20 protein-coding genes are annotated in these 20718 nt (G+C 71.4%); 9 read left to right on the top strand and 11 right to left on the bottom strand.

The genetic code is table 11. The features are described from left to right. Positions 1-73 precede the first annotated feature (73 nt). The gene (locus ABZ564_RS08180; RefSeq protein WP_360851447.1) at positions 74-748 is read right to left on the bottom strand and encodes an ABC transporter permease; all 675 of its coding nucleotides are present in this window, start codon (positions 746-748) and stop codon (positions 74-76) included. A gap of 1 nt (position 749) precedes the next feature. Continuing rightward, complete coding sequence (locus ABZ564_RS08185; RefSeq protein WP_360851450.1) at positions 750-1463, bottom strand: ABC transporter permease; 714 nt, start codon at positions 1461-1463, stop codon at positions 750-752. Between the two features lie 131 nt (positions 1464-1594). On the opposite strand from ABZ564_RS08185, the gene ABZ564_RS08190 reads away from it, so the two are divergent. Continuing rightward, entirely contained in the window at positions 1595-2773 is a 1179-nt protein-coding gene (locus tag ABZ564_RS08190) for a betaine/proline/choline family ABC transporter ATP-binding protein (protein ID WP_360851453.1), read from the top strand. An 85-nt stretch (positions 2774-2858) separates the two neighbouring features. Here ABZ564_RS08190 and ABZ564_RS08195 read toward each other — a convergent pair whose 3' ends face one another. After that, complete coding sequence (locus tag ABZ564_RS08195; RefSeq protein WP_360851456.1) at positions 2859-3980, bottom strand: alpha/beta hydrolase-fold protein; 1122 nt, start codon at positions 3978-3980, stop codon at positions 2859-2861. A gap of 138 nt (positions 3981-4118) precedes the next feature. Between ABZ564_RS08195 and ABZ564_RS08200 the strand changes: the two genes are divergently transcribed. The 6 genes from ABZ564_RS08200 to ABZ564_RS08225 all read left to right on the top strand — a co-directional run bounded on the left by ABZ564_RS08200 (position 4119) and on the right by ABZ564_RS08225 (position 9045). Next, positions 4119-5960, top strand: a complete 1842-nt coding sequence (locus ABZ564_RS08200) for a phosphatidylglycerol lysyltransferase domain-containing protein (protein ID WP_360851459.1) — start codon at positions 4119-4121, stop codon at positions 5958-5960. Positions 5961-6046: 86 nt separating this feature from the next. Further along, complete coding sequence (gene folP / locus ABZ564_RS08205) at positions 6047-6844, top strand: dihydropteroate synthase (protein ID WP_360851710.1); 798 nt, start codon at positions 6047-6049, stop codon at positions 6842-6844. Beyond that, positions 6841-7323, top strand: coding sequence for a nuclear transport factor 2 family protein (locus tag ABZ564_RS08210; protein ID WP_360851461.1), 483 nt, complete (start codon positions 6841-6843; stop codon positions 7321-7323). Before folP ends, ABZ564_RS08210 begins: the two co-directional genes overlap by 4 nt. A gap of 209 nt (positions 7324-7532) precedes the next feature. Beyond that, positions 7533-7892 (top strand): dihydroneopterin aldolase, encoded by a 360-nt coding sequence (gene folB / locus ABZ564_RS08215; protein WP_360851464.1) that lies wholly within the window; start codon positions 7533-7535, stop codon positions 7890-7892. Beyond that, positions 7889-8500 (top strand): 2-amino-4-hydroxy-6-hydroxymethyldihydropteridine diphosphokinase, encoded by a 612-nt coding sequence (gene folK, locus ABZ564_RS08220; protein ID WP_360851467.1) that lies wholly within the window; start codon positions 7889-7891, stop codon positions 8498-8500. Before folB ends, folK begins: the two co-directional genes overlap by 4 nt. 59 nt (positions 8501-8559) lie before the next feature. Beyond that, complete coding sequence (locus ABZ564_RS08225) at positions 8560-9045, top strand: DUF3180 domain-containing protein (RefSeq protein ID WP_360851470.1); 486 nt, start codon at positions 8560-8562, stop codon at positions 9043-9045. 33 nt (positions 9046-9078) lie between these two features. Here ABZ564_RS08225 and folE read toward each other — a convergent pair whose 3' ends face one another. The 6 genes from folE to dacB all read right to left on the bottom strand — a co-directional run bounded on the left by folE (position 9079) and on the right by dacB (position 16640). After that, complete coding sequence (folE, locus tag ABZ564_RS08230; protein WP_360851473.1) at positions 9079-9684, bottom strand: GTP cyclohydrolase I FolE; 606 nt, start codon at positions 9682-9684, stop codon at positions 9079-9081. Positions 9685-9832: 148 nt separating this feature from the next. Continuing rightward, positions 9833-11857 (bottom strand): ATP-dependent zinc metalloprotease FtsH, encoded by a 2025-nt coding sequence (gene ftsH, locus ABZ564_RS08235; protein WP_360851476.1) that lies wholly within the window; start codon positions 11855-11857, stop codon positions 9833-9835. 194 nt (positions 11858-12051) lie between these two features. Continuing rightward, the gene (gene hpt, locus ABZ564_RS08240; RefSeq protein ID WP_123462079.1) at positions 12052-12591 is read right to left on the bottom strand and encodes a hypoxanthine phosphoribosyltransferase; all 540 of its coding nucleotides are present in this window, start codon (positions 12589-12591) and stop codon (positions 12052-12054) included. A 100-nt stretch (positions 12592-12691) separates the two neighbouring features. After that, positions 12692-13777: a tRNA lysidine(34) synthetase TilS gene (gene tilS, locus ABZ564_RS08245; protein WP_360851479.1), complete on the bottom strand. Its 1086-nt coding sequence runs from the start codon at positions 13775-13777 to the stop codon at positions 12692-12694. A 189-nt stretch (positions 13778-13966) separates the two neighbouring features. Further along, positions 13967-15100, bottom strand: a complete 1134-nt coding sequence (locus tag ABZ564_RS08250; RefSeq protein WP_360851482.1) for a zinc-dependent metalloprotease — start codon at positions 15098-15100, stop codon at positions 13967-13969. Between the two features lie 49 nt (positions 15101-15149). Beyond that, positions 15150-16640: a D-alanyl-D-alanine carboxypeptidase/D-alanyl-D-alanine-endopeptidase gene (gene dacB / locus ABZ564_RS08255; protein ID WP_360851485.1), complete on the bottom strand. Its 1491-nt coding sequence runs from the start codon at positions 16638-16640 to the stop codon at positions 15150-15152. A gap of 86 nt (positions 16641-16726) precedes the next feature. Here dacB and ABZ564_RS08260 point away from each other — a divergent pair, with 86 nt between their 5' ends. Both ABZ564_RS08260 and ABZ564_RS08265 read left to right on the top strand, forming a co-directional pair. Continuing rightward, the gene (locus ABZ564_RS08260; RefSeq protein ID WP_360851488.1) at positions 16727-17221 is read left to right on the top strand and encodes an inorganic diphosphatase; all 495 of its coding nucleotides are present in this window, start codon (positions 16727-16729) and stop codon (positions 17219-17221) included. 151 nt (positions 17222-17372) lie between these two features. Continuing rightward, positions 17373-19076 carry a threonine/serine exporter family protein gene (locus ABZ564_RS08265; protein ID WP_360851491.1) on the top strand — a complete coding sequence of 568 codons (1704 nt, stop codon included), beginning with the start codon at positions 17373-17375 and terminating at the stop codon, positions 19074-19076. A gap of 59 nt (positions 19077-19135) precedes the next feature. On the opposite strand, the gene ABZ564_RS08270 is transcribed toward ABZ564_RS08265, so the two are convergent. Together ABZ564_RS08270 and ABZ564_RS08275 are read right to left on the bottom strand one after the other, a co-directional pair. After that, positions 19136-19837: a VTT domain-containing protein gene (locus tag ABZ564_RS08270; RefSeq protein WP_360851493.1), complete on the bottom strand. Its 702-nt coding sequence runs from the start codon at positions 19835-19837 to the stop codon at positions 19136-19138. A 100-nt stretch (positions 19838-19937) separates the two neighbouring features. After that, positions 19938-20696, bottom strand: a complete 759-nt coding sequence (locus ABZ564_RS08275; protein WP_360851495.1) for a MerR family transcriptional regulator — start codon at positions 20694-20696, stop codon at positions 19938-19940. Positions 20697-20718: the final 22 nt, after the last annotated feature.

The raw sequence follows: 20718 nt of genomic DNA on the forward strand, positions 1-20718 counted from the left end.
TGGCGGGTGTGCGGCAAGCGTGACGAGTCGGGTGGGCCGGTGTGGCGCGTCGGTGCGGGCCGGTTCGGTGCCGTCACGCCGGCCGGCGGCGGCGCAACGGGGACAGCAGGCGGTCGACGGCCACCAGGGCGGCCTCCACCAGCAGCGCGAGCACGGCCACCAGCAGCGCCCCCGCCACCACCTGCGCGGTGTCGTACGTGTTGAATCCGGCGGTGATGATGCGGCCGAGGCCGCCCTGGCCGACCATGGCCGCGATCGTCGCCGTGGCCACGACCTGGACGGCGGCCGACCGCAGCCCGGTCATGATCAGCGGGTACGCCAGCGGGAGCTCGACGCGCAGGAAGAGCTGGCCGCCCGACATGCCCATCCCGCGCGCGGCCTCCACGACCGAACGGTCCACCTCGGTCATCCCGACATAGGCGTTGGTCAGCAGCGGCGGCACGGCGAACAGCACCAGGGCGGTGATCGTGGGTATGTACCCCGCGTTGCGCAGGGGCGAGACCATGAAGAGGGCCAGCACCGCGAAGACGGGGACCGCCCGGCCCGCGTTGGCCAGGTTGACCGCGAGCGCGCCGCCCTTCCGGATGTGGCCCAGGTACAGCGCGACGGGCAGAGCGACGGCGCAGGACAGGACGAGCGCCACGCCACTGACGTACAGATGCTCGCTCAGCCGGTGGCCGACCCCGCTCTCCCCCGACCAGTTGGCGCCGGTGGTGAGCCAGGCCCAGGCGTCCTGGAGAACTCCCATGTCAGACCGCCTTCGCCGGGCCGGATGCGCCCGCGCCGCCGTGCGGGGCGCGTATGCGGGTCCAGGGCGTCAGCAGCCGTTGCAGGCCGAGGAGCAGCAGGTCCGCGACCACCGCGAGCAGTACGCAGAGCACCGAGGCGGCCAGCACCTGGGCCTTGAAGAAGCTCGGCAGCGCGTCCTCGATGAGATTGCCGAGACCGCCCCGGCCGACGATCGACCCGACCGTGGTCAGCGCGATCGTGGACACCGTGGCGATCCGTATGCCCGCCATCAACGCGGGCAGGGCGAGCGGCAGTTCCACTTCCCACAGCAGTCGGGCCGGCCCGTATCCCATGCCGTGCGCGGCCTCCTTCGCCTCCTCGGGCACCGCTTCGAGGCCCGCCAGGATGTTGCGTACGAGGATGGTCAGCGAATACAGCACGAGCCCGGTGACCACCAGCGCGGCGGAGAGCCCGAACAGGGGCAGCAGCAGCGAGAACATCGCGAGCGAGGGCACGGTGTAGAGCACCGTCGTCAGCCCGAGGACCGGTCCGGCGAACCGTCGGCCGCGGCGGGCGAGGAGCGCCAGCGGGAAGGCCACGGCCACCCCGACCGCGACCGAGACGGCGGTGATCCAGATGTGCTGGACCGTCGCGTCCGTCAACTCCTGGCTGCGGGAACGGAGATACTCCCCGCAGATCCAGTCGTTCGTCACCAGGCAGTTCCGTCCGGCCATCCGTCCCCCCACCCCCCGTTCGGCCTCTCGTACTGATGTCCGGCGAGCCTATCCTCGACCACTGACAATCGCCGGAGCCGTTGTATTCCAGCAACACGTCCTTCACAGAACACGCGCGAAAATGGGGAGCCATGATCCGTTTCGAGCACGTCACCAAGCGGTATGCGGACGGCACCACCGCCGTCGACGACCTTTCCTTCGAGGTCGCCGAGGGTGAACTGGTCACGCTCGTCGGACCGTCGGGCTGCGGCAAGACGACCACCATGAAGATGGTGAACCGGCTGATCGAACCGACCGAGGGGCGGATATTCCTCGACGGGGACGACATATCCGCCATCGACCCCGTCCAACTGCGCCGCCGTATCGGCTATGTGATCCAGCAAGTGGGCCTCTTCCCGCACAGGACGGTCCTGGAGAACACCGCCACCGTTCCCCATCTCCTCGGATGGAAACGCCAAAAGGGCCGCGCCCGCGCCGCGGAACTCCTCGATCTGGTCGGACTCGACCCTTCCGTTTATGGCGACCGTTATCCGGAACAGCTCTCCGGCGGGCAGCGCCAACGTGTCGGTGTGGCAAGGGCACTGGCGGCCGACCCGCCGGTCCTGCTGATGGACGAGCCCTTCGGCGCGGTGGACCCGGTGGTGCGCGAGCACCTCCAGAACGAATTCCTGAAACTGCAGGAGAAGGTCCGCAAAACCGTCCTGTTCGTCACCCACGACATCGAGGAAGCGGTCCGTCTCGGCGACCGCATCGCCGTCTACGGGCAGGGCTCGATCGAGCAGTTCGACACCCCCGCCACCGTGCTCGGCGCCCCCGCCACCGGCTATGTCGCGGACTTCGTCGGCGCCGACCGGGGCCTGAAACGGCTCTCGGTCACCCCCGTCGAGGAGAGCGACCTCGACCACCCGCCGGTCGTCCACCTCGACGACCCACTGGCCGCCGCGACCGGACGCCTCCGCGCCGGGGGCGCCCGCTGGGCCGTCGTCCTGGACGGCGACGAGCACCTGCACGGCTGGATCCCCGCCGACGGCACACGCACCGGCGACCAGGGCACCGTCCGCGATCACGCCCGCCGGATGGAGGCGTGGCTTCCCCTCGGCGCCCCGCTCAAACAGGCATTCGCCACCATGCTCCAGCACGACGCCGGCTGGATCGCCGTCATCGACGAGGCGGGCGAGGGCCGGTTCCTGGGCGTGCTCACCCCGGCCCGCCTCCACGAGGCGCTGCGGCGCTCGGTCGGCGCGGACGGCCGCTCGGTACCGCGCGCGGAGGTGACGGTCGAGAGCGTGGCGGGAGCGGCCGGCGTCTGAACCGGCCGGGGCGCGTCGCGGGCGCGGGACCGCGCCGGGGCGAGGTGGTGGAGGGCGGGCACGTCGCGGGCGGGTCCGCGCCCCCTCAGCTCTCGCTCAGCCGGCTGCTCAGCCACTCCAGCGCCGCCGGGATCTCCCGGCGCCACGTGTTGAAGTTGTGGCCGCCGCTGTCCAGCACCATCGACGAGACCTGCGCCGGCGGCTTCACCTTGGCCACGAACCTCCGCGTGTCGGCGTAGTTCGACTCGCCGTGGCGGGAACTCGTGACCAGGAACGACGAGTCCGGCTGCGGCCGGTTGTCCAGGGTCCACAGCAGGTCCGCGCGGCGCCGCGCCACCTCGTCGCCGTGGAAGAGGTCACCCGTCGTCGGGTCCTCTGCCGCCTTGTAGTACGCGGAGAGACCCGCGCTCGCGGCGAACCTGTCCGGGTGGTGCAGCCCGATCTTCAGGGCGCAGTACCCGCCGGTCGAGTTGCCGATGACGCCCCAGTTGCGGGCCCGTTTACCGACCCGGTAACCGGCCGACACCGCCCGGGGCAGGTCCTCGGCGAAGAACGTCTCCGTCTTCGGGCCGCCCTTCACGTCCACGCACTCCGTGTCCCGGGGCGGTGCCACGGTCGGACGCAGCATCACCAGGACCATCGGCTGCGCCCGTCCGGCCCTCACCCGGTCGAGTGCCGTACGCGGATAGCGCAGCCCCTTGATGAGGTTCTCCGAGGTGCCCGGGTAGCCGGTGAGCACCACGACCGCCGGAAACTTCCGCCGCGCGAACGCCGGCTGGAAGTACTCCGGCGGCAGATACACGTACGCCGAACTCTCGATGCCCGACCGCCGGCCCGCGATCACGACCTTGTCGATCCGGCCGCCCACCGTGGGCCGCGCCCCGCCCGGCACGTCCGGCCGCTGCGACCCCACCCGGACGATGTTCTTCGCGGCCGGCGTCCCGGCGGCGTGGTCCATGACCACGCCCAGGTCCTGCTTCCGGCCGAACAGGTCGGCCCAGGAGCCGTAGAAGAGGAAGCTGTTGTTGGCCAGCAGACCGACCGTGGCGAACACCGCCACCTGGGTCGCGAGCAGCATCCCCACCCGGCCGAACACGGCGGGCGCGCTGCGCCGCGCGAGCCTCGGCCAGCACCAGACCGTGGCGGTGAACAGCACGACGGCCAGCGCGCTCGCGAGGATCAGCGTCGGCTTGCCCGTAAGGCCCATGACCGGTGAACTTTCTGTCAGGAAATTTCCGGGAAGCGGGTGAACCCACGGCCCGGAAGCCTCGTCCTAGAGGTCGCACATCGTCCGCAGGGCTCCGGCCGCGGACTCCAGGAATCTCTCGCGGAACCACGGGGAGCGATGTCTGTCACGCTAGATGGGGACAAATCAGGATCGGTTCCCGTTCGCGCACGCAGGTTCGTGCGCGGTCCCCGGCCCGAAGCCGTCCCGACGCTCGTCGGCACCGCCTGCACCGCCGTCGGACTGATCGACGTCGCCGCCGGCGTCTTCCCGCGCTTCCGGCACAGCCGTATGCACAGTCTGGCCGAAGTGCTCCCCGGGGCCCTCGGCCCCTTCGCCGCCGCCCTCTCGCTGAGCGCAGGCGTCCTGCTGCTCCTCCTGGCCCACGGCCTCAAGCGGCACAAGCGCCGCGCCTGGCGGGCCGCCGTCGTGCTGCTGCCGGCCGGTGCGCTGGCCCAGTTCACCTACCGGCACTCGGTCCTCGGCACACTCGTATCGCTGACGCTGTGTTACCTGCTCGTACGCCATCGGAGTGAATTCGCCGCACTGCCCGACCCGCGCAGCCGGTGGCGGGCCCTGGCCAACTTCGTCCTGCTCGGCGCGGGTTCGCTCGGCCTCGGCCTGCTCGTCGTCAACGCCCACCCCCGCCGCCTGGTCGGCAGCCCCAGCATCGCCGACCGCCTCCAGCACGTGCTGTACGGCCTGTTCGGCTTCGAGGGGCCCGTCGACTACACGGGGGACACCTCCTGGACCGTCGCCTACTCGCTGGGCGCCCTCGGCCTGCTGACCGCCGTCACCACCATCTACCTGGCCTTCCGCCCCGAACACCCGGCCGCCCGCCTCACCGAGGACGACGAGGCCCGGCTGCGCGCCCTGCTGGAGCGGCACGGCGGCCGCGACTCGCTCGGCCACTTCGCGCTCCGCCGCGACAAGGCCGTGGTCTTCTCGCCCAGCGGCAAGGCCGCCGTCTGCTACCGCGTGGTCTCCGGCGTGATGCTGGCCAGCGGCGACCCGATCGGTGACGTGGAGGCATGGCCCGGCGCCATCGAACGCTTCATGGACGAGGCGCGGGCGCACTCCTGGACCCCCGCCGTCATGGGCTGCGGCGAGACCGGCGGCGAGGTCTGGACCCGCGAGACCGGACTCACCGCGCTGGAACTGGGCGACGAGGCGGTCGTCGACGTCGCGGATTTCTCCCTCGCCGGGCGCGCGATGCGCAACGTACGCCAGATGGTGAAGCGCATTGAGCGCGGCGGCTACGAGACCCGCGTCCGGCGCGTGGCCGACATCGGCGAGACCGAACTCGCCCGCATCCGCCGGGCCGCCGCCGACTGGCGCGGCACCGACACCGAACGCGGCTTCTCCATGGCGCTCGGCCGGATCGGCGACACGGCCGACCGGGACTGCTTCGTCGCCACCGCCCACAAGGCCGGTGAAGACGGGACCGACTCCCCCTACGGCGATCTGAAGGCCGTCCTCCACTTCGTGCCCTGGGGCACCGACGGCATGTCCCTCGACCTCATGCGCCGCGACCGGTCCGCCGACCCCGGCATGAACGAACTGCTCATCGTCGCCTCCCTCCAGGCCGCGCCCCGGCTCGGCATCGGCCGCGTCTCGCTGAACTTCGCGATGTTCCGCTCCGCCCTCGCCCGGGGCGAGAAGCTGGGCGCGGGCCCCGTCCTGCGGGTCTGGCGCGGGCTGCTGATCTTCCTCTCGCGCTGGTTCCAGATCGAGTCGCTGTACAAGTTCAACGCCAAGTTCCACCCGCGCTGGGAACCCCGCTTCGTGGTCTACCGGAACGCCCGCGACCTGCCCCGCATCTCCTTCGCCGCGATGCAGGCCGAGGGCTTCGTGAACCTCGCGCTCCCCCGCACCCTGGCCCGCCGCCTCCCGCTCGGCCCCCGCCGCCCCTGCGCCCACGTGAGGCCGCCGGCGGGCGGGCGGGGCGCCCGGGCGGCGTGAGAGGCCCCGTACGGGCCTACGCTGGTCATATGAGCACATTGCGTGGAACGGTCCAGGGTCTGCCGGAATGGGACCGCTGCGCGGTCATGGGAGTCGTCAACGTGACCCCCGACTCCTTCTCCGACGGAGGCCGCTGGTTCGACACCACGACGGCCGTCAAGCACGGCCTCGACCTGGTCGGCGAGGGCGCCGACCTCGTCGACGTCGGCGGCGAGTCCACCCGCCCCGGCGCCAGCAGGGTGGACGAGTCCGAGGAGCTGCGCCGGGTGATCCCGGTGGTCCGCGGCCTGGCGTCGGAAGGGGTCACGGTCTCCGTCGACACCATGCGCGCCCGCGTCGCCGAGCAGGCGATCGCCGCCGGCGCGGTCCTCGTCAACGACGTGAGCGGCGGCCGGGCCGACCCGGACATGGTCCCCGTCGTCGCCGCCGCCGGAGCACCCTTCGTCGTCATGCACTGGCGCGGCCTCAGCGAGTCGATGAACAGCAGGGCGGTGTACGGGGACGTGGTCGGCGAGGTCGTCGACGAGCTGCGCGCCCGGATGGACGCGGTGGTCAACGGCGGCATCGCCCCGGAACGCCTCGTGATCGACCCCGGGCTCGGCTTCGCCAAGGACGCCCCCCACGACCTCTCGCTCCTCGCCCGGCTGGACGCGCTGCACGCCCTCGGCCGCCCCCTGCTGGTCGCCGCGTCCCGCAAGCGGTTCCTCGGCCGCGTGCTGGCCCGTGAGGGGGCCGCCCCGCCGCCGGCCCGTGAGCGCGACGCGGCCACCGCCGCCGTCTCCGCGCTCTCCGCCCGGGCCGGCGCCTGGGCCGTCCGCGTCCACGAGGTACGGGCGACCGCCGACGCCGTACGGGTCGCCCGCGCCATCGAGGGAGCCGCGTGACCGGGCCGGGGGACGACCACGCGGAGGCCGCCGCCGACATCGCGGCCGTGGAGCAGGCCAACACCGCCTACTACGAGGCCGTGGAACGCGGCGACCTCGAAGCGCTGACCGCGGCCTGGCTCCCCGGCGAGGACCTCACGGTCTCCTGTGTCCACCCCGGCTGGCCGGTGCTCAGCGGCCGGGGCGAGGTGCTGCGCAGCTACGCGCTGATCATGGCGAACACCGAGTACATCCAGTTCTTCCTGACCGACGTCGGCGTCTCCATGACGGGCGACACCGCCCTGGTGACCTGCACCGAGAACATCCTCAGCGGCGGCCCCGCCGAGGAGGGCGCCTCGCTCGGCCCGCTCGTCGGACAGCTCGTGGTCGCCACGAATGTGTTCCGCCGCACACCGGACGGCTGGAAGCTCTGGTCCCACCACGGTTCGCCCGTACTGGCCGAAACCGGTGAGGAAGAGGACGAAGACACCCCGTCCTGAACCGGCCCGCACCCCCTCGGGGAGGGAAGCCGGCCCGGCGAGGTTGGAAGCCGCCGTATCGGGGTATCAGCGGCTATCCGTTCCGTGCCCGCATGCCCGGGGCCCCGCGGGGGAGGCTTGTCCGTGCTCGCAGGTAGATTCGAAATCGGGCACCCGGCCGCCGCACGCGGCCCCGTGCCCTACGACCAACGACAGCAGGAGTGATTCGCGTGGATCGTGTCGCGCTGCGCGGCCTCAAGGCCCGTGGGCACCATGGCGTCTTCCCCCGGGAACGGGAAGAGGGACAGACGTTCATCGTGGACCTGGTGCTCGGCCTCGACACCCGCCCCGCGGCAGCCGCCGACGACCTGACGAAGACCGTGCACTACGGCGTGGTCGCGGAAGAGGTCGTCGGAGTGGTCCAGGGCGAGCCGGTCGACCTGATCGAGACGCTCGCGGAGCGCATCGCCCAGAAGTGCCTCAAGCACGACGGCGTCGAGGAGGTGGAGGTCGTGGTGCACAAGCCGGACGCGCCCATCACCGTCCCCTTCGACGACGTCACCATCACCATCACCCGGAGCCGAGCATGACTGCATTTTCCACCGAAGGGCAGAGCGACCCGACCGTACAGCCGGTGCCCGCCTCCGTGGTCGAGCAGGTGGACGCGGCGGACATCACCCTTTCCAACCCCAAACTCGCCGTGCTCTCGCTCGGCGCCAACCTGGGCAACCGCCTGGAGACCCTCCAGGGCGCCATCGACGCCCTGGAGGACACGCCCGGCCTCCGGGTCAAGGCGGTCTCCCCGGTGTACGAGACGGAGCCCTGGGGCGTCGCCCCCGGCTCCCAGCCGTCGTACTTCAACGCGGTGGTCGTCGTGAAGACGACGCTGCCCCCGTCCTCCCTCCTGGAACGCGGCCAGGCCATCGAGGAAGCCTTCGAACGGGTCCGCGAGGAGCGCTGGGGGCCCCGCACCATCGACGTCGACATCGTCTCCTACGCCGACGTCGTCTCGGACGACCCCGTGCTCACCCTCCCCCACCCCCGGGCCCGTGAGCGCGCCTTCGTCCTCGCCCCGTGGCACGACGTGGACCCCGACGCCCAGCTGCCCGGCGCCGGCCCGGTCGCGGAGCTGCTGGCCGGTGTCGGGCGTGCCGGGGTGCTCCCCCGGGCCGACCTGGAACTCCGGCTGCCCGAGTAGTCGTTAGGCTCACAGCACACAGCACCACGGACCACAGGCGGCGAAGGGCGGCTCACCCGGTGAAGCAACTACGGCTCGGAGTCCTGGCCGGCCTCTTCGCCGCCGCCGGGGTCCTGTCCTGGGGCGGCGCCCGCCTCTGGGACTCCCTGGGCACCCTGCCGAGCGTCCCGCTGTTCGCGCCCATCGTGCTCGCGGCGATCGCCGTCGTCCTGCTGGCCACCGCCCTGTCCATCCGCGCCCGCCTTCGCGCCCAGCGCGAACGCCGGCCGGGCGCGAAGGGTGTCGAACCCCTGATGGCCGCGCGTGCCCTGGTCTTCGCCCAGGCGAGCGCCCTCGTCGTCGCCCTGGTGTCCGGCATGTACGGCGGCACGGCCGTCTTCCTGCTCGGCTCCCTCGACATCCCGCCCCGCCGCGACCAGGCCATCTACGCCGCCTTCGCGGTCCTGGCCGGCATCGCGGTCATCGCCGCCGCCCTGTTCCTGGAACACGTCTGCAAGCTCCCGGACGACAAGGACGACAGCAAACCGGACGCGGCGGCGGCTTAGGCCGACGCCGCCGGGTCCGGCTCGGAGGCTCGGTCAGCGGGCCATGATGAGGCTCATGGCCTCGGCGCGCGTCGCGGGGTCGCGGAGCTGTCCGCGGACCGCGGACGTCAGGGTCTTGGCGCCCGGCTTCCGGATGCCGCGCACGGACATACACATGTGCTCCGCCTCGACGACGACGATCGCACCGCGCGCCTCCAGGATCCGCATCAGCGAATCCGCGACCTGCGTGGTCAGCCGCTCCTGTACCTGCGGTCGCCGGGCGAAGACTTCGACCAAACGCGCCAGCTTGGACAGCCCCGTGATCTTGCCGCTCTCCGCAGGGATGTACCCGACGTGCGCCACCCCGTGGAACGGAAGCAGGTGGTGTTCGCAGAGGCTCACGATCTCGATGTCCTTCACCAGGACCATCTCGTCGTGCCCCAGGTCGAAAGTCGTCGTCAGAACGTCCTCGGGCTCCTGACGCAGACCAGCCAGGATCTCCTTGTACGCCCGCGCCACCCGGGCCGGCGTCTCCTTCAGGCCCTCGCGGTCGGGGTCCTCTCCCACGGCGAGGAGCAGCTCTCGGACTGCGGCTTCGGCACGCTTTTCGTCGAACTCGCCGATCGGGCCCCGGGGGTCCAGCGTCACCGGGTCGGTCATGTGTGCCTCGTTCCTTGAGCTGTCACTACGGGAAATCCGCGCAGGTGTACGAAAATGCCGCGCCCCCAACAGGCTAGAACCTGGGGGACGCGGCATCCATTCCGGGCCCGGTGGAAGCCCCGTGACAGGGGCCACACCGGGTCGGCGACTAGCTCTCGGGGCGCTCCTCGGGAAGCGTCTCGGTGGTCGGGACGGTGTCCGTGACCGAGCCGGCCGCCGTGCTCGCGCCGTTGGTGAGAGCGAGCTCCTTCGGAGAGAGGACCGGGGGACGGGTGGACGGGGTACGCCGGGCGGAGCCGGTCCACGCGGGGCGGGCCGGGCGCTTGACGATCGGGGCGAAGATCTCGGCGATCTCCTCCTTGCCCAGGGTCTCCTTCTCCAGGAGGCGGAGGACCAGGGTGTCCAGCACGTCGCGGTTCTCGACGAGGATCTCCCACGCGTCGTTGTGGGCGGTCTCGATGAGCTTCTTGACCTCTTCGTCGACCAGCGCGGCGACCTCTTCCGAGTAGTCGCGCTGGTGGCCCATCTCGCGGCCCACGAAGGGTTCGGTGTTGTCGCCGCCGAACTTGATCGCGCCGAGCCGCTCCGTCATGCCGTACTGCGTGACCATCGCGCGTGCCGTCGCCGTGGCCTTCTCGATGTCGTTCGCGGCGCCGGTCGTCGGGTCGTGGAAGACCAGCTCCTCGGCCGCGCGCCCGCCCAGCATGTACGCCAGCTGGTCGAGCATCTCGTTGCGCGTCGTGGAGTACTTGTCCTCCTCCGGGAGCACCATCGTGTAACCGAGGGCGCGGCCGCGGGAGAGGATCGTGATCTTGTGGACCGGGTCCGACTGGGGAGAGGCCGCCGCGACCAGGGCGTGTCCGCCCTCGTGGTACGCGGTGATCTTCTTCTCCTTCTCGGACATGATCCGGGTCCGCTTCTGCGGGCCCGCCACGACACGGTCGATGGCCTCGTCCAGCGTGGCGTTGTCGATGAGCTTCTGGTTGCCGCGCGCCGTCAGGAGCGCGGCCTCGTTCAGCACGTTCGACAGGTCGGCACCGGTGAAGCCGGGCGTGCGGCGGGCGACGGCGCCGAGGTCGACGTCCGGGGCGACCGGCTTGCCCTTCTGGTGGACCTTCAGGATCTCCAGACGGCCCTGCATGTCCGGGCGGTCGACCGCGATCTGCCGGTCGAAGCGGCCCGGGCGCAGCAGCGCCGGGTCGAGGATGTCCGGGCGGTTCGTGGCGGCGATCAGGATGACGCCGCCCTTCACGTCGAAGCCGTCCATCTCCACGAGCAGCTGGTTCAGCGTCTGCTCGCGCTCGTCGTGACCGCCGCCCATACCGGCGCCGCGGTGGCGGCCGACGGCGTCGATCTCGTCGACGAAGACGATCGCCGGGGCGTTCGCCTTGGCCTGCTCGAAGAGGTCGCGGACCCGGGAGGCACCGACACCGACGAACATCTCGACGAAGTCGGAACCGGAGATTGAGTAGAACGGGACGCCCGCCTCGCCCGCGACGGCACGCGCGAGCAGGGTCTTGCCCGTACCGGGGGGCCCGTACAGCAGGACACCCTTGGGGATCTTGGCGCCGACGGCCTGGAACTTCGCCGGCTCCTGGAGGAACTCCTTGATCTCGTGGAGCTCCTCGACCGCCTCGTCCGAGCCCGCCACGTCGGCGAACGTCGTCTTCGGGGTGTCCTTGGTGATCAGCTTGGCCTTGGACTTGCCGAACTGCATGACCTTGGAGCCGCCGCCCTGCATCTGGTTCATCAGGAACAGGAAGACGACCACGATGAGGACGAACGGCAGCAGCGAGAACAGGATCGAGACGAACGGGGACTGCTTCGAGGGCGAGACGGTGTAGCCGTTCTTGATGTCACCGCTCTCGAACTTCTTCTGGAGCATGTCGGCGAGCTGGACGCCCTGGTTGCCGATGTAGCTCGCCTGGAACTTGCTGCCGGACTCGCCGGCCAGCTTCTGGCCGTCCTTCAGCTCAATCTTGAGGATTTGATCGTCACCGGTGGTGAGCTTGGCCTCGTCCACCTGGTTCTTGCTGATCGCCTGGATCACCTTGCCGGTGTCCACCGTCTTGTAGCCGCCGCCCGAGCCGACGACATTCATCAACACGACCACGGCGAGGACGGCCAGCACGATCCACATGACCGGCCCACGGAAGTATCGCTTCACGTCCATCCATACGGAGCGAAGTCGCCCCGTCCCTCCTGCCCGTAGGTAAATGCTGCTGTGAGTAAAGACTGTTCTTCGGACGGTACCCCAGCATGGTCTCCGGCGTCCGCCTCGGACGTCCGGCAATCCCGCCTTCGAAGGCTCAACGGCGGGAAACCCGCGAGGGTTCCCGGCGCCCCCGGCGGCGGGACCGCGATCCCTCAGCCTCCGTATACGTGCGGGGCGAGGGTGCCGACGAAGGGGAGGTTGCGGTACTTCTCCGCGTAGTCCAGCCCGTAGCCGACGACGAACTCGTTGGGGATGTCGAAGCCGACCCACTTGCAGTCGAGCGCGACCTTGGCCGCGTCCGGCTTGCGCAGCAGGGTGCAGATCTCCAGCGAGGCGGGCTCGCGCGAGCCCAGGTTCGACATCAGCCAGGACAGCGTCAGGCCGGAGTCGATGATGTCCTCGACGATCAGGACGTGCTTGCCCTTGATGTCGGTGTCCAGGTCCTTGAGGATGCGGACGACACCGGAGGACTGGGTGCCCGCGCCGTACGAGGAGACGGCCATCCAGTCCATGGTGACGGGGGTGGACAGCGCGCGCGCCAGGTCCGCCATGACCATGACCGCACCCTTGAGGACCCCGACGAGGAGCAGGTCCCTGCCGGCGTACTCCGCGTCGATCTTCGCGGCCAGCTCGACCAGCTTCGCGTCGATCTCTTCCTTGGTGAGGAGCACCGACTGGAGGTCGGTGCCCATGTCCTTCTCGTTCACCCGCGTCTCTTTCCTTGCCTGCCGGGTCCGGGGTGGAGCCCCGGACCCGCACGGCCGCTCGCCCTGCATGTCAGCCGCTCGTGCGTCAGCTCTGCCGGATGACCAGTCTGCCACCCTGGCGCAGGGCTTCGACGCGGCCGGGGAGGTTGATGGCCTGCTGGCCGCGCCAGCCGGTGACGAGGCGGTCCACTTCCTCGATGTGCCGGGCGAAGAGCGAGCCGGCCGGGGACCCCGCCTCTATGGCGGCCCGGCGCAGCACCCGGCGCCGCACGGCGGGCGGCAGCGCGTACAGCTTGGCGCACTCCAGCCGGCCCGCGTCGTCGCGCACGTCGCGGTCGGCCTCGGCGGCCCAGGTGTCCAGGGCGTCGGCGTCGTCGCGGGAGAGCTGCGCCGTACGGGCGAGGGCTTCGACGACGCCCTTGCCGAGGGCCTTCTCCAGCGCGGGCAGGCCCTCGTGGCGGAGCCGGGAGCGGGTGTAGGCGGGGTCGATGTTGTGGGGGTCGTCCCAGACGGGCAGGGACTGGGCGAGACATGCGGTGCGGGCGGTCTGCCGGTCGAGCTGGAGGAAGGGACGACGGTAGCGGCGGGCCGGTCCCGAGGCGGCGGCCATGCCGGACAGGGACCGGATGCCGGAGCCGCGGGCGAGGCCCAGCAGGACGGTCTCGGCCTGGTCGTCGCGGGTGTGGCCGAGCAGGACGGCGGCGGCGCCGTGGCGTTCGGCGGCGGCGTCGAGGGCGGCGTAGCGGGCGTCACGGGCGGCGGCCTCGGGGCCTCCCTCGCGGCCGACGCGGACGGCGACGGCCTCGACCGGGCCGAGGTCCATGGCGGCGAGCCGGGCCGCGACCTCGGAGGCGCGGGTGTCGGAGCCGTCCTGGAGGCCGTGGTCGACGGTGATGCCGCCGGCCCGGACGGGAAGTTTGCGGGCCTCGAAGGCGAGGGCGGAGGCGAGCGCCATGGAGTCGGCACCGCCGGAGCAGGCCACGAGCACCAGAGGGGTGTCGGGGCGGTCGGGGAGTGCGCCGTGGCGGCTGCCCGCTCCGGCCTGTGCGAGCTCGGGGTGCGGGGCGGCGTGGCCGGCGCGTTCGGTCTGTTCGGCGTATTCGTCGATGACGTCGTGGAGTACGCGGCGGACCGCCAGGCGTATCGCCGCGACCGCAGGATGGGGACCCATGTCCGGTGCCCTTCGTGAAGTTCTTCAGGGGTGGCTCGGAGTGCCGGGACGGAAAGGAGTGCCGTCACTCAGAGTGCGTCGATGGTGACAGAGCAATCCCGTTCATCGAGCATTGCACGCCTTCCCATGCCCTCACGGTCCCTCGGATGGGTGATTACCGGCGCGTTGCCTTCGGCCCTCGGGCCGTGATCACGACTCTGCCTTACGGTGCACCCTCGCGATCCAGTCCCCGGGCCGGGCGATCTCGGCCTTGGTCGGGAGGGTGTTGGGCGAGGTCCACACGCGGTTGAAGCCGTCCATGCCGACCTCGTCGACGACGGCGCGCACGAACCGTTCGCCGTCCCGGTACTGGCGCAGCTTGGCGTCGAGGCCGAGCAGTTTGCGCAGCGCCTGGTCGAGGCGGCCGGCGCCGCGGGCGCGGCGCTGCTGGAACTTCTCGCGGATCTCGGCGACGGAGGAGACGACCTCGGGGCCGACGCCGTCCATGACGTAGTCGGCGTGTCCTTCCAGGAGGGACATGACGGCGGTGAGCCGGCCGAGGATCTCGCGCTGGGCGGGGGTCTGGACGAGCTCGACGAGACTGCGGCCGCCGTCCTCGCCGTCCTCGCCCTCGGGCCGGCCGCCGGTGAGGGACTGGACGGCCTCGCGCAGCCGCTCCAGGAACGTCATCGGGTCGACGTCGGTCTCGTCCAGGAAGGACTGGATCTCGCCCTGGAGGTGGTCGCGGAGCCAGGGCACCGCGGTGAACTGGGTGCGGTGGGTCTCCTCGTGGAGGGCGACCCAGAGCCGGAAGTCGTGCGGGTCCACCTCCAGCTCGCGCTCGACGTGGACGACGTTCGGCGCGACGAGCAGGAGTCTGCCGCCGCCGGCCGCGGAGGCGGGGAGTTCGCGGGTGGCGGGGGCGAAGGTCTCGTACTGGCCGAGGACGCGGGAGGCGAGGAAGGACAGCAGCATGCCGACCTCGACACCGGTCACCTTGGAGCCGACCGCGCCGAGCACGGCGCCGCCCGCGCCGCCGCTGCGCCGTTCCTCCATCTTCTCCAGGAGGGGGCGCAGCAGTTCGCGGAAGCCCGCGACGTTGGCCTTGATCCAGCCCGTCCGGTCGACGACCAGGACGGGGGTGTCCTCGGGTTCGGTTCCCCCGGGGATCATCCGGGTGAAGGAACGGACGTGCTCCTCCGCGGCCTTCGCGTGCCTGCGCAGCTCCGCGACGACCTCGCGGGCCTCCTCGCGGCTGATCTCGGGGCCCGGCCGCACAAGCCGGGTCGCGGTCGCGACCGCGAGGTTCCAGTCGACCATCCCTGCACCACCGATGCTCGTCATGCGTCAACCGTACGTGCTCGGCCCTTGATGCGGTGAGGTGTTGACGGGGTCATCGTCTGCCGGCCGCGAGAGCGGTGGCGAGTTCGTCGAGGGCGGCCTGGGCCTCGGTGGGGGCGGTGGTGCCGGAGGCGAGGAAGGCGAAGGAGAGGAGCCGTCCCCGGGTGTCGACGACCGTTCCGGCGAGGCTGTTGACGCCGGTGAGGGTGCCGGTCTTGGCGCGGATGAAGCCGGTGCCGCCGTCCTCGCTGGTGTAGCGGCCGCTGAGCGTGCCGCTGAATCCGGCCACGGGGAGGCCGGTGAGGACGGGCCGCAGTTCGGGGTGGGCCGGGTCGGCCGCCCGGGCGAGAAGACCGGCCAGCAGGGCGGCGGTCGCCCTGTCCTTGCGGTCGAGCCCGCTGCCGTCGGCGACGTTCACGCCCTTGAGGGGCAGACGGAGCTTCTTCAGCTGGGCGGTGACGGCCCGTCGGCCGCCGTTGAAGTCGGCGGGTTCACCGGCGGCGATCGCGGTCTGCCGGGCCAGGGCCTCGGCGATGTCGTTGTCGCTGTTGGTCAGCGCCCGTTCGACGAGGCCGGAGAGCGGGGCGGAGAGGTGGGTGGCGACGGTGCGGGACTTCCTTGCGGGGCGGCCGGGGACGGGGGCGCCCTTGGTGGGGACGCCGGCGTCGTGGAGGAGTCCGGCGAAGGCGCGGGCGGCGTCACGGGCCGGCTCCTCGCTGCGCGGGGCGGGGCCCTTGGAGGAGTCGTCCTGTCGGCCCTCGTTCACCATCAGGGCGCTCATCGGCGCGATGTTCTCGTTGGGGCCGATCGGGTGGTGCGTGGGACCCGAATAGCCGGAGGTGTCGTAGCGGAGGCGTACGGAGCGGGCCTTGCCCGTCTTGAGGGCGCGGGCGGTGCCGGTGGCCAGGGCGCGCAGGGCGGCCTTGTCCAGGGTGGGGTCGCCGCCGCCGACCAGGGTGACGGTGCGCAGGTCGGCGGAGGCGCGGACGGTGGTGGGGATGCGGTGGGCGGGGCCCAGCGCGCTCAGGGCGGCGACGGTGGTGGCGATCTTGACCGTGGAGGCGGGCGTCATGGGGGCGTCGGCGCCCTTGCCGTAGAGCCGCCTGCCGGTGGCGGTGTCGATGACGACGGCGGCGCGCCGGCTGCCGAGCGCGTCGTTCTCCAGCAGCGGGTCCAGGACGGCGCGCAGGTCGCGGGTGGCGCCGGCCGGGGCGTCCTTCGCGGCGGCGTCCGCGGTGCCCAGTGCGGCGAGCACGGCGGGGGCGCTGGGCGCGGGGGCGGGGTCCGTGGTGTCGCCGGCGGCGTGATGTGCGCCACCTGTGCGTTCGGCTGCGGCCGCCCGGTCCCGCTCGGCCTTACGCTGACCCGAGTCCCAGGGGCCTGCGGCGAGAACGGCGCCGGCCGCGAGGGCCAGTCCCGCGACGGCGGAGACGGCCATGACCTGCCAGTTGTTCGCTCCGCCGGGTACGCCCGGGCGGGCCGCGAGACTCCCGCCCGGCCTGCCGGGCGGTTCGGTCGACGCTCTTTCCACCGGCTCGGCCACCGTTGACCAGCCCCTTTCGCGAGCACACATCTGCGTGAGGGACACTTAACCACCAGTCGTATGTGTTGATCATGGAGGAGCCACCCGTGGAGTTCGACGTCGTTATCGAGATCCCGAAGGGTTCGCGCAACAAGTACGAGGTGGATCACGAGACCGGCCGGATTCGTCTGGACCGTCGGCTCTTCACCTCGACCAGCTACCCGGCGGACTACGGCTTCGTCGAGAACACCCTCGGCGAGGACGGCGACCCGCTGGACGCGCTGGTCATCCTGGAGGAGCCGACGTTCCCGGGCTGCCTCATCAAGTGCCGTGCGATCGGCATGTTCCGGATGACCGACGAGGCCGGCGGTGACGACAAGCTGCTGTGCGTCCCGGCGTCCGACCCCCGGGTGGAGCACCTGCAGGACATCCAGCACGTGTCGGAGTTCGACCGCCTGGAGATCCAGCACTTCTTCGAGGTCTACAAGGACCTGGAGCCGGGCAAGTCCGTCGAGGGCGCCGACTGGGTCGGCCGCGCCGAGGCCGAGGCCGAGATCACCGCCTCCCGCAAGCGCCTTGAGGCGCAGGGCGGCGCTCACTGACATTCCGCTTCCGGCAGCGGAGCGAGCGGATCACGAAACGGGCGGTACACCTTCACAGGTGTGCCGCCCGTTTCGCGTGACCTCCCTTGGGCGTGGCCATACTGGGCAGGAGCGCAGCCGAGGACGTGAAGCCGAGGAGGAGCGAGGTCGAGTGGTGGCGGAACCGGGCGGGTCAGATGACGAGAAGCCCCAGTCCGACGAGGCGCACAGCGCCTTCTCGCGGCCTGCCGGAACCGAGCCCCCCGCGGCGCCGCCGGAGGAGGACCACCCGACGTCGGAATTCGCTCTTCCGGCCGGTGTGACGCCCGAGCCGCCGTCCGGAGGCTCCGGTTCCGGTTCCGGTACGGGTTCCGCTTCCGGGTCGGAGACGATCGGTTCGGCGTTCGCCCCGCCGAGCACGTACAGCTTCCGGGACTCCCCGCCGGCGTTCACTCCGGCGTACGGCGTCCCGATGGTCCGGCTGACCAAGGAGGCGCCCTGGCAGGACCGGATGCGCACGATGCTGCGGATGCCGGTCGCCGAGCGCCCGGCGCCGGAGCCGGTCCAGCGGCACGACGAGGCGGGCCCGGCGGTGCCGCGCGTGCTCGACCTGACGCTGCGCATCGGGGAGCTGCTGCTCGCGGGCGGCGAGGGCGCCGAGGACGTCGAGGCGGCGATGTTCGCGGTGACGCGCAGCTACGGCCTGGACCGCTGCGAGCCGACCGTGACGTTCACCCTGCTGTCGATCTCGCACCAGCCGTCGCTGGTGGACGACCCGGTGACGGCGAGCCGTACGGTACGCCGCCGGGGCACCGACTACACACGTCTGGCGGCGGTCTTCCGGCTCATCGACGACATCACCACGGTCGAGGGCGAGGTCTCGCTGGAGGAGGCCTACCGGCGGCTCGCGGAGATCCGGCGCAACCGGCACCCGTACCCCGGCTGGGTGCTCACACTGGCCGCCGGTGTGCTTGCCGGTGCGGCGTCGGTGCTGGTCGGCGGCGGTGTACTGGTGTTCGCGATCGCGGCGCTCGGGGCGATGCTCGGTGACCGGCTCGCCTGGCTGTGTGCGGGGCGCGGGCTGCCGGAGTTCTACCAGTTCGCGATCGCGGCGATGCCGCCCGCCGCGATGGGCGTGGCGCTGACGCTGACCCACTGGTCGGACGTACGGCCGTCGGCGGTGATCACCGGTGGGCTGTTCGCGCTGCTGCCGGGGCGGGCGCTGGTGGCGGGCGTGCAGGACGGCCTGACCGGGTACTACATCACGGCCTCGGCGCGGCTCCTGGAGGTCATGTACTTCTTCATCGCCATCGTCACCGGGGTGCTGCTGGCCCTGTACGGGGGCCTCCAGCTGGGCGCGGAGCTGGACCCGGAGGCGCGGTTCATCACGCACGACCGGCCGGTGATCCAGATCCTGGCGTCGATGACGCTGACCCTGTCCTTCGCGATCCTGCTCCAGCAGGAGCGGGCGACGGTGCTGGCGGTCACCCTGAACGGCGGGGTGGCCTGGATCATCTTCGGGGCGATGTCCCGGACGGGGGGGCTCTCGGCGGTGGCCGCGACGGCTACGGCGGCCGGGCTCGTGGGACTGTTCGGGCAGTTGCTCTCGCGGTACCGCTACACCTCGTCGCTGCCGTTCATCACGGCGGCGATCGGGCCGCTGCTGCCCGGTTCGGCCACGTACTTCGGTCTGCTGGGTGTGGCGCAGAACGAGCTGGACCGGGGGCTCGCCTCGCTCTCGACGGCGGTGGCGACGGCGCTGGCCATCGCCATCGGGGTGAATCTGGGGAGCGAGATCTCCCGGCTGTTCATGCGGGTGCCGGGTGCGGTCGGCGGCGCGGGCCGCCGCGCGGCCAAGCGGACGCGCGGCTTCTGACCGTGCGGGCCGCCGGACGCGCGACGGCCCGCGGGTCACGGTTCACGGGGATACGGCGCTCAGCGCTTGGCGTGACGGCCGCGACGGCCGGCGGCCGGTTCCTGCGGGGGCGCCTCGCCGCCGCCGGAGGCCGCGTCCTTCTTGGCCTTGCTCCGGGCGCGCAGGAACTCGATGGCGATCGGGACGACGGAGACCAGCACGATCAGGACGAGGATCGCCTCGATGTTCTTGTGCACGAACTCGACGTTGCCGAGGGCGGCGCCGAGCAGCGTCACCCCGACGCCCCACAGGACGCCGCCGATGACGTTGAACACGAGGAACGAGCGGTAGTTCATCCGGCTGACGCCGGCGATGATCGGGGTGAACGTGCGCACGATCGGCACGAAGCGGGCCAGGATCAGCGACTTCGGGCCGTGTTTCTCGAAGAACTCGTGGGCCTTCTCGACGTTCTCCTGCTTGAAGAGGCGCGAGTCGGGCCGGCTGAAGAGCGCGGGGCCGACCTTGCGACCGAAGAGGTATCCCACCTGGTCGCCGATGATCGCCGCCAGCGCGACCAGGACGCAGACCAGCCACAGCGGGGTGTGCAGCTTGTCCGCCGTCACCAGCAGGCCCGTGGTGAACAGCAGGGAGTCACCGGGCAGGAAGAACCCGATCAGCAGCCCGGACTCGGCGAAGACGATGACCAGCACGCCGAGCAGGCCGAACTGACCGATGAGATGGTCCGGGTCCAGCCAGCTCGGTCCGAGCGCAAGCGTATTCAAGGGTCCGGGCTCCAGGATGAGGTCGATAAGCGGCTGCGTGGCCGCCCCAAGCTATCAACGCCTCGGGGCGGCCCCGGGTTCCACCCGCCTCCGTGACCGCTTACGAGCGGCGGCGCGCGTTGGCCTCGATCGCGTCGCGCAGGTGCTCGGCGAGGCCCGGCCGCATGGAGTCGTAGAACTCCTTGAACTGCGGATCGGTGACGTACATCTCGCCGAGGCCCCGGTGGATCTCGTAGGTGCACTCGTAGAACCAGGTGCAGATGTGGAGCCGGTGCTCCTCCGCGAGGTCCGTGGCGCGCTCGCCGTCGGCCGGTTCGCCGGCCTCCATCAGCGCGTCGTAGCGCTCGCCCCAGGAGGCGACCTCGGCCTTCATCCGCTGCCAGTCCTCCTTGGTGTAGCGGGCGGCCCGGCGCTGCGACTCGGCGTAGGTGTCGGTGCCGCCCCAGCGGCGCTCGGCCTCCTCGGCGTGACTCTCGGGGTCCTTGTCGCCGAAGACCTCGAACTTCTCCTCGGGGGTGAGGTTGATGCCCATTCTGCGTGCCTCCATGGCTGTCTCTACGGCGGCGGCCATCCGCTGGAGTTCGGCGATCCGGTGCGACAGCAGCGCGTGCTGGCGTCGCAGGTGCTCCTGCGGGTCCGCGCCCGGGTCGTCGAGCAGGGCCGCGATCTCGTCGAGGGGGAAGCCGAGCTCCCGGTAGAACAGGATCTGCTGCAGCCGGTCCAGGTCGGCGTCGTTGTAGCGCCGGTGGCCCGCGTGGCTGCGCCCGTTCGGCGAGAGCAGGCCGATGGAGTCGTAGTGGTGCAGGGTGCGCACCGTGACCCCGGCGAAGCCGGCGACCTGTCCCACGGAGTGCTCCATGGCTTCCCGCTCCTTCCCGTGT

Origin of the sequence: Streptomyces sp. NPDC019224, assembly GCF_040632605.1 — a bacterium.
GTDB lineage: Bacteria > Actinomycetota > Actinomycetes > Streptomycetales > Streptomycetaceae > Streptomyces.

Coding starts and splice junctions, on each gene's coding strand:
- ABZ564_RS08200 (WP_360851459.1), top strand. CDS start 4,119: ATGTCTGTCACGCTAGATGGGGACAAATCAGGATCGGTTCCCGTTCGC.
- hpt (WP_123462079.1), bottom strand. CDS start 12,591: ATGGGCACCGACCTCCAGTCGGTGCTCCTCACCAAGGAAGAGATCGAC.
- folE (WP_360851473.1), bottom strand. CDS start 9,684: ATGACCGACCCGGTGACGCTGGACCCCCGGGGCCCGATCGGCGAGTTC.
- ABZ564_RS08190 (WP_360851453.1), top strand. CDS start 1,595: ATGATCCGTTTCGAGCACGTCACCAAGCGGTATGCGGACGGCACCACC.
- folP (WP_360851710.1), top strand. CDS start 6,047: ATGGGAGTCGTCAACGTGACCCCCGACTCCTTCTCCGACGGAGGCCGC.
- tilS (WP_360851479.1), bottom strand. CDS start 13,777: ATGGGTCCCCATCCTGCGGTCGCGGCGATACGCCTGGCGGTCCGCCGC.
- ABZ564_RS08275 (WP_360851495.1), bottom strand. CDS start 20,696: ATGGAGCACTCCGTGGGACAGGTCGCCGGCTTCGCCGGGGTCACGGTG.
- folK (WP_360851467.1), top strand. CDS start 7,889: ATGACTGCATTTTCCACCGAAGGGCAGAGCGACCCGACCGTACAGCCG.
- ABZ564_RS08185 (WP_360851450.1), bottom strand. CDS start 1,463: ATGGCCGGACGGAACTGCCTGGTGACGAACGACTGGATCTGCGGGGAG.
- ABZ564_RS08250 (WP_360851482.1), bottom strand. CDS start 15,100: ATGACGAGCATCGGTGGTGCAGGGATGGTCGACTGGAACCTCGCGGTC.
- ABZ564_RS08195 (WP_360851456.1), bottom strand. CDS start 3,980: ATGGGCCTTACGGGCAAGCCGACGCTGATCCTCGCGAGCGCGCTGGCC.
- ftsH (WP_360851476.1), bottom strand. CDS start 11,857: ATGGACGTGAAGCGATACTTCCGTGGGCCGGTCATGTGGATCGTGCTG.
- ABZ564_RS08180 (WP_360851447.1), bottom strand. CDS start 748: ATGGGAGTTCTCCAGGACGCCTGGGCCTGGCTCACCACCGGCGCCAAC.